General features: G+C 34.4%; 7 protein-coding genes. All 7 read right to left on the bottom strand.

Translation table 11 applies throughout. The features are described 5' to 3' along the window. Positions 1 to 332 precede the first annotated feature (332 nt). Entirely contained in the window at positions 333 to 1,154 is an 822-nt protein-coding gene (locus ABX784_RS13705; RefSeq protein ID WP_372655623.1) for a nucleotidyl transferase AbiEii/AbiGii toxin family protein, read from the bottom strand. Beyond that, complete coding sequence (locus ABX784_RS13700) at positions 1,151 to 1,846, bottom strand: type IV toxin-antitoxin system AbiEi family antitoxin domain-containing protein (protein WP_372655622.1); 696 nt, start codon at positions 1,844 to 1,846, stop codon at positions 1,151 to 1,153. Before ABX784_RS13700 ends, ABX784_RS13705 begins: the two co-directional genes overlap by 4 nt. 332 nt (positions 1,847 to 2,178) lie before the next feature. Further along, positions 2,179 to 3,177 carry a hypothetical protein gene (locus tag ABX784_RS13695; RefSeq protein ID WP_372655621.1) on the bottom strand — a complete coding sequence of 333 codons (999 nt, stop codon included), beginning with the start codon at positions 3,175 to 3,177 and terminating at the stop codon, positions 2,179 to 2,181. A gap of 11 nt (positions 3,178 to 3,188) precedes the next feature. After that, positions 3,189 to 3,311 carry a hypothetical protein gene (locus ABX784_RS13690; RefSeq protein WP_372655620.1) on the bottom strand — a complete coding sequence of 41 codons (123 nt, stop codon included), beginning with the start codon at positions 3,309 to 3,311 and terminating at the stop codon, positions 3,189 to 3,191. 65 nt (positions 3,312 to 3,376) lie between these two features. Continuing rightward, the gene (locus tag ABX784_RS13685; RefSeq protein WP_372655619.1) at positions 3,377 to 5,299 is read right to left on the bottom strand and encodes a hypothetical protein; all 1,923 of its coding nucleotides are present in this window, start codon (positions 5,297 to 5,299) and stop codon (positions 3,377 to 3,379) included. Next, complete coding sequence (locus ABX784_RS13680) at positions 5,235 to 5,993, bottom strand: hypothetical protein (protein ID WP_372655618.1); 759 nt, start codon at positions 5,991 to 5,993, stop codon at positions 5,235 to 5,237. Before ABX784_RS13680 ends, ABX784_RS13685 begins: the two co-directional genes overlap by 65 nt. Further along, a partial coding sequence (locus ABX784_RS13675; RefSeq protein WP_372655617.1) for a PKD domain-containing protein occupies positions 5,941 to 8,620 on the bottom strand: 2,680 nt, incomplete at its 5' end. The genes ABX784_RS13680 and ABX784_RS13675, both read right to left, overlap by 53 nt.

Here is an 8,620-nt window from a genome sequence, read left to right as displayed (position 1 = left end):
TTACTCCCTATACTGCGAGAAGAAATAACACAGCAAATAAAACACTCTAAATCTACAAATGATTAATATTTGAACTCAAAGACTTATGATATTTCGTATCAAGAAAGCTCATCAAACCTAAGTACGTCTTCACCTTTATTCAAGACCGTGACTAAAAATAAATCTAAAATATACATAATCTAATTCCTTACTCTTTACCTGCAATACATTCAACATCCACATAATTTAAATAATATTAAGGGTATTTTCTTAGAGGAGTTGCCTCTGAATAGTCTTAAGTACTATCGGCCCAATCAGATCAAAGTTTATTTTCCTCAAACATGTTACTAGAGTTATAACACTTTAATTATTCTTAAATAATCATTTAAAAAGTTTATAATATCTCTTATATCTTCTGGTGCATCAGGAACTTTTTTTCTAAAAGCTTTCCATGTATCACTAAAGTCTTCGCTATAGTCTTCAATTTCCTGAATTTCAGTTTTTCTTTGAGTAAATGTCCTTTTTATTGCTTCGAGTGCCTTTTCCTCAGCCATCACCGACTGTGAGGCTAGTAGATGGCAATCAAAATAATCTTTCATTCTAGAGTTTAGTGCCTTAAGACTAATTATTGCTTGTAGTTTTTCAGAAAATATAAATTCAGGAGGATAGGAGAGCAACATAACCCCACTTTTACCAATCAAGGGCTGATCTTTGTACTCTAATTGCTCTAACCCCATCTCATATTCATCGACAGAATCTCCTATACCGATGTCAACTTGAAGTTTGTCTTTCATTTCCCCTAATTTGACATCAATCTTAACCCTAAAACCCGGATATTGTTTATCACCATCTTCTAATGCTATTATTTTAACATTTTCATAAATAAATTCATCATTCAAATCAAGGCTTGCAATCTCACTAAACACAACTTTAATAGCTTCTTCTTCTCCATCAAGTTCCTTTAACAAAAAGTCTATATCCTTAGTAACTCTTTCTGTACTAATATAATGCTTCAAGCAAAGCCCACCTTTAAAGATTAAATTATCTCTATATTTTGAAATTGAAACTCTTGCCAGAAATCTCTCAAAAGTTAATTGTTTAAATAGCTCCGCATAAGACTTCTTATTTTGTTTCGCTATATTTTTTAACTTTTGTTTAATTGATTCCGCATTCATATTACAACCTCATCGCTTTTTGAGAGCCACTTAATACTATCTTGAAATACACTTTTTTTAATTGACGGATAGTCTTTAGCCTTAGCAATTGTTAGCTCTTTTATTATTTCGACTACCTTTGGTGATCTAAGTTTACTGGCCATTTCAAGTAGGTCATTAATTCTAACCTTCTCTTCATCTTGGTCCAAATAATATCTCAGAGATGTAATAGCTGTCTCTTCATCTAGGTATTTGAATGCATCACAAACACTTCTCTCTGGAGTTGTTATTCTAACTGTTTGCCCTGCAATTTTTTTCCAGATCACTCCAGAAGTAAGATTCCTTGGCCTAATTATTTGTATCTTATCCTTATCCTTATCCTTATCCTTTGGTATTGAGTAGTTGTTCGGAATTGCAAACCAATGAGATCTAGGAATTTCATCAGTAATATCCCAATAACTAAGGGCTGAGATTAGGCAAATTACAGATTCTTTAATTCCTTTAGAGTTAACTGCCATATCTGAAAATTGAAAATCTTCATCTGACTCAAACTCAGGAAAAATATAATAACCTCTACTAACTCTTTCAAGTTCACCTTTTTTAACATAGAAGCTAAGCATCCTTGGGCTGACCTTATAAACACCCGCTTCTTTAGTGCTAAAGCATTTCCCTCTGATTTCATTTTTTAGAATATCAATTTTTGACTTACCCATGTCTACTTCCAATGTCGATACTTATAAATGACATTATTATATTACACTATTCTGCAGAAAAAGTGTAACTTACTAATGTCAAAATAATACAGTGACATTAATAAATTACAAAACATTTTATAAGCTACTGAATTAACGATATTAAAGATATAGTTAACTAGCTAGAATTAGAAAAACCAAGAGGTACAGTAAACTCAACTGACTACCTAGGCCTAATTAGTCCTGATACATTTATGTTACTCGAAAGAGTTCTTAGTGATGGATCTGGAAAATAAATAAACTAAAAATAAATCTAAAATATTCATAAGCTAAATTCCAAGCAAGAAAGGCTTCTACTTTTTGCTTTTCTTTATTTCTCTCATCCTCTCTTTATATTTTAAAACTACTGCACCCTGCTCTTTGCCAGATAATCCTCTTGGGTACTTGCAAAATTCATATTTATACCTTGAACAGACATACTCACGTAATTCTTCAGCAGTAGAGTCATATTTATTATATAAGAATTGATAATTTCGCATCCATATGAAATAACAAGCCTCTTCGTACCTATCACAAGTAAATTTAAAATACTTTGAAGTTTCTTCTCCTCCGCGCCACTGCCACCCATTTAGATTTTCTTCAAAGTAAATTTGATCAAAATTCTCATAGGCGGAACTTCCGCATCCATTTAGAGCTGAATTAGTTAAATGAGACTTAAAGTATTTAAGATAAGTTTGAACCCCTTTACTACTTCTCCATCGTCTCTTTTTTTTAGAATCAGCCTTATCAGGAAACTTTATATTTGCTTTTTCTCTTATAACTTCTCTAAAACCTCTAGTAAAAGGCTCATTAGTGTTACAGACTCTTTCTGGATTCTTCTCCCAGTAAATATCGGCATTCCTTAAAAACTCTTCTTGAAAGTTAACTTCATGACTTATTAGATGTAAGTACCTTTCACATGCTTTTATATTTTTAAACGAACTATCTAAGCACTTCTCCTTTGGGTCCAGCATTAGATGCCCTACTACAAAGTCCTTATCTTTAGATCTAACTTTTGTTAAGACGTAGTAAGCTGGTGCCCATACTGGGTAGAAGAGAGTCATTCCCCAAATAGCTTGGCTATGAACAGTCCACTCTTTCTCTGTGAGATTATTATAACTTAGCTTTCCATATTCACTATAGATTGTTGGTATATGATTAGCCAGAATAAGAAATAACAAAATAAACTTCAAGGGAACACACCAGAGAGTAAAGTTAATTGCCTTTCTCTTTATTTTAGATAGATCAGTACCTTTTCTTTTTTCAAAGTAATACTTTATTAAATAAACTAAGAATAAATCTAAAATATACATAATCTAATTCCTTACTCTTTACCTGCAATACATGGATCATCCACGTCATCATCATAATAACCATCACATACTGCATTTGACTTGTTTTCTGTAACATGTGCCTCACTAAAGATGCCGGAGAAACTAATCGTCAAAGAGGAACCTAAGTAAGCATCTCAGTACTAGCGATAATTCCCCTCTGGACCCATCCCCCCTAGTATTATATAGAGCAAGAACACTCAGCTGTAATTGTTCTAGGTCCGTTAATTCCTTCATTTGTACAGCTCATTTGCATTGTTGCAGTACAATCTCCTACATGAGGTAAACAACTAGATACATCAAATCTATTTTTTGTATATGGCGAGCTACAGCTGTGAGTATAAGATGATTTAACTGGGGTAATAAAACATGCTTTATAAGGAGCTGCATCCCCTACAGTAGAACAATTAACACTCAAAGAAGGTGCTTCTTTATAAATCTCTTTACAATTTAGAGATGGTTCCCTATATGTATCTTCCTTTACGCTTCCGCAGAAGGAAACAATACTTGTATCGACAGGTGTACACCACTCCTCTTTATCAGCAACACAACACTCTGCCCCTTCGCAGAGAGGAACAACAACTGAGTTTGAAAAAGATTTTCCAAAAATATCTTCAATTTCATAATTAACATAAAGCGTTTTACTGTTATTTATTCCAGAACCATGCACTCCTGAATAACTTAAATTACTAATATCCATATTGGTCACGTATACATCTTCAACGACTTCGCCATCCTCAATTTTTACCTTTCTAATCCTTCCATCGTCCTCAATAGTCAAAGAGTTAGAAAACTCATCACCTACACTCACTCTAAACGTTTTTAAGTCTCCTTCAATATAGTTGCTGTATAAAGACTCAGCCTCTTCAACATGAAAACCTACTTTGACTTTACTAAAATCAATATTCAATCCTAAATCAACTCTATTATTTAAATTAAAGCTAGCCTCAGCGACTGAGATAAAGTCATCAGAGTCCTCAATAATAGGTGCTTTACAATCTGGCTCAAAATTTTGAGCAACAGTATTCATACTATCAACAACTATCCCCATCATGCTAACCTCTTCACCATTATACCTAGTGCCAGTAGCAAAATAATTTTCAGATAAATAAAGATCATCTATAGAGTGACCCAAAGTAGGTAAGGATACGCCATTTACAAATCTACGCATAACAGTCAATAAGGCTTGCCCTTCGACATTAGCAACTTCTCCAAACAAAGGAGTACTACTCACACTTGATGGCCCTCTCGTAATAGAGTAATTCCCACTAACTCCGGGCAAAGGAGTTATAAGTAGGTCTTCCTTTAAAAGAATTGAATCATTATTAGAAAAGAATGAAGTGGGATAAGGACTAGCGATATGTAATGCACCAATACTTCCTTTATAATCTTCAGATAAAGTTCCTACTCCTCCGTATGCCTCCTCAGGGTCGAACAATCTTACAAAAGCTTCATTAGAAAAAAGGTTTCCTTGTGAATGTGAGACAACCAAAACCTTGTTTCCATTCTCCAGTTGTGCCTTTATATCATGAGCCAACTGCCTTCCATCATCTTTTCTATAGTCTTCAAGACTCTTTGAGAAAAGTTCAGAGAAAGCCGCTATAAAAGGTTCTTCACCATTTATGGCCCCCATCTTAGAATACAAAGGTGCTGAATTAATACCTCTCGCGACTCTGTATATCGCTTCATTCTTATATTTCTGTTCCACATCTTTCAAGTATTGAATTTGATCTGCTGCCTCAAATAGATCTCCAATTAGCCAAGACCAATGGGTTTGATTATATGTTGAATCAAAACTTACAAACTTATCATACTTCTTAGATGTCGCTAAAGGGTGTATAAATGCTATGCGATCGACGGCACTATTCCCTGACAAATTTCTATATGTTTTTTCGAGATTAATCTTAATTAAATCTTTAGTCTTCTTTTCATTTCCATCTATTGTATTCACACCGTTAACATAATGAACATGCACTTTACTTTTAAAGCAGGGTGGAACAGTAGTATTAAATGAATAAGTAGATTCAATTAAAAAAAAACTAATCAATATAATCTTTATAGAGATATCTTTTGCTCTTTCCATATTTTCTTTCGTAGTAGTCATAAAATCTTTCTCCATACTTTCCAAAAGCTTTGCTTTTTTTGTCAAAGAATATCATTCTTAATTTATTAGAAATTCTCTCGTTAAAATGACATTGCTCTTCCAGGTGTAAATAACTCCATATCTCAATAACGCTGCCTGTACTACGGCCATTAAATTGAGACATGAATTTATTATGCTTTAAGTCTCTGGAAAAGGTATTATGAGTTTTATCACGAATAAATTTCATACTTATATCGAGAAAACTATATTTTAACTTAGAATGTCGACCAAACTTTAGTTCGCCTAAGATAAAAATACAGTTAAAATAGTGATTACGCTCTTCCCAATACTTACCATAAGACTTATCCCCCAAAGAATTTTCAACACTGAACTGAACTCTCTTTGCGTAGGTATTCAGGATTGCTCTCTCCTCTTCATCTAAATCTTCAAACTCTCTATTCATATAAATTTCTACATCGTCTCTTATTCCATTCTTATTTGTATCTGGTCCCTCGAGACTTCCAAAATTTACGCTAAACCATGATGGAAACTCTGGCTCTAACTCTGCGTTATACATTTGTGGATGATGTGTCAGCCACATATATGTATGAGGAAAAAAGTCTGCACATCGGTACGCACTAACTCCTAGAACTATGCAAATACTAATACGTACAAACTTGTTCAGTTTCTTCCATTTCTCTATCAAGCGTTTCATCTGTGATCATCTCCTTCATTACAGCCCATTTCTCAATTCTATCACGAGTATTGAATGACATGACGTCAATCTCTTGGATCAAAGTACTCACTTCTGTCTCTGGAACTAGAGATGCTATACATCTTACAGCTTTCCTTCTTTTAAAATATTTGCTATTCGTTACTACTGAGTCATCTAGACTTGAAATGAGTCCTAGATTTAATTTTATATACTCACCTAAATGTTCTTTTATAGAATTATTACCTTTGGCATATGAATTAACAGCTCTTTGAATATCATCTCTGACTCCATTATTATCTGCATCTATTCCTGATAAACTAATAGAGTTATCTTCATAAGTAGGCTGTGAAACTTCCATATCATAAACTATTATATCCTTCACAGTTTCCGATTCTCGTCCCTGGCTATCGATAATTACTAATTTAACGTTATATGTTCCTAAGCTCGGAAATGTATAAATAATGGCTGAATCTTCAGTATTTTCAATCTCATTACCATTCACAAACCAAGTAAACGCTGCAACCTTACGTCCATCAATCAAGCTCTCACCGGCATTAAGAATAGATTTACCACCTACATCTACAACGTATGTAAATCTTGCTTCCGGAAGAAGGTCTAGATTGTAAAACTTAACACTTTGAGAAACTGTTGCCATCTCACTAGAGTCATCGGTTATGGTTAAGTCAATTGTGTTCAGGTTAAAGTTATTAACAGGGATTTCAATAAAGCTTCCCTCATAAAAGTCTATTCCATTAACTACCCACGAATACCCTTCAATAGCACCATCATCTAAGCTTTCTTCAGCAGAGCATCGAACGACTAAGGAGTTTTCTTGTGTACAATTAAATTTTGCAATAGGAAGTATATTTACATAATAATTATTAACAAACTCTGCTTCCTCAATACCATCACTAACAACGAGTTTTACTGCAATATTTCCTCGCTCCCCATTTCTAAGAATATAGTTTAAATTAACCTGAGCATCATGGAGCTCGTCGTTAACATACCACTTATAAGACAAGGCATCTCCGTCTGGATCACCAGAGGTATTTAAGCAGCTCATCTCATTAAAATTAGTAAAATTGCAATTGAACATTGCAAAAGGAGTACTATTCCCCTTGACTGAGAGAGAGTCTGTCTTAATAGCCTCTGATCCAAAAATATCAACAACCTTCAAAGATACCTGATATACTGTATTCCCATTGATCATTATATTAATGTTCTTTGATTGATAATTCTGCCCATTAATTTCCCATAAATAGGATAGTTCACCTCCATCAGGATCATATGAAGAGTTTGTGCAAGAGAGATTATTGTTACTGATAGATTCGCAACTAAACCCTGCGTATGGTTTTTGATTCTCGATAACGAAGACCGTTCGATATTCCTTCGAAACTTCACCTTCATTATCAATGATCGAAACTTCTACATCCGTAACTCCACCAGTAGATATGTTTGCGGTAAAGCTCGTATCTGTGCCAGACTGGCTTCCTTCTCCCCAATCAAAGCTTGTATTTACAATGTAGCCATCTGGATCGTAGGAGTATGAAGAACAAGTAATTTCTTGAATTGAATTACTTTCGCAAAATACATCAACGACTGGTAATTGATTGATGAGCCCTATCGTTGTATCGCTTGACGATGATTCTCCGTTATTATCTGTGACTGTTAATAGAATTTCATATAACCCATTACCATCAAACGTATGGTAGATAGGACTTGAGTTTGTGAAGTTAAATTCACTTCCGTCACTTATTTTGATATTAAAGTTAGTAATATAACCATCAGGATCGTCTGATCCAGAGTAATCACACATAATCTCTTTTATATTACCTGTAGCTTGGCAATAGATACTTGCTATTGGAGACTGATTGACTGGATCTACGTTTTCCTCAATAGTTATTGAGTATTGTGATGACTTAGTCTCAGCTCTAATGTTTTTAACTGTAAGAGTCACATTATAAGTCCCTTCTTCTGCATATGAATGCTCAAAACTATCCCATGTAAATTCTCCCTGAAGAAGAGGAATCTGTTGAGAGTTTCCATCTCCCCAATCAAGTGTGATCTCAGATAGTTCAGAAAACTTATCGACTGCAACAGCTTCGCATTCTACATTTAATGGATCATCAACCTGTTCACAATTTAGGCTTGCTACAAGATTTTCAGAAGGATCAGTTATTACAACTTGAGAAGATTGTGTAACTGATAATCCATTAGAGTCTGTAACAGTAAGCTTTGTTACATAGACCCCAGGGTCATAGAAATGAGTGTGAACAAAGCTATCTCCAGAATAAAAAGAACCATCTCCATGATCGAAGACAACACTTACGATCTCAGCATTTGGAGAAATTGATCTATCTAAGTTAAATGTTACGTAAGGAGCGAAATCCTCTATTAGAATACCATAGTCAATGAGAGGAGGAAGAGCTGCTACCTCATCGCTTGTTACACTAATTGTTCGAATGGTCTCTGACAGACTCTCTTCTCCGTCAACTTCTTTTGCTACAATGAGCTTTATTTCAAAGTCACCTACATTTGAATATTTGTGCTTCATAAAAGCACTTGTTACATGGTTTACTTCCTCAACTGATCCGTCCCCCCATTCGATATCAATCCACTGAAGATTG

The organism is Halobacteriovorax sp. (genome assembly GCF_041587335.1).
GTDB lineage: Bacteria > Bdellovibrionota > Bacteriovoracia > Bacteriovoracales > Bacteriovoracaceae > Halobacteriovorax.
The sequence above is the reverse complement of the archived record's forward strand: the minus strand, read 5'-3'. Positions and strand labels throughout refer to the sequence as shown.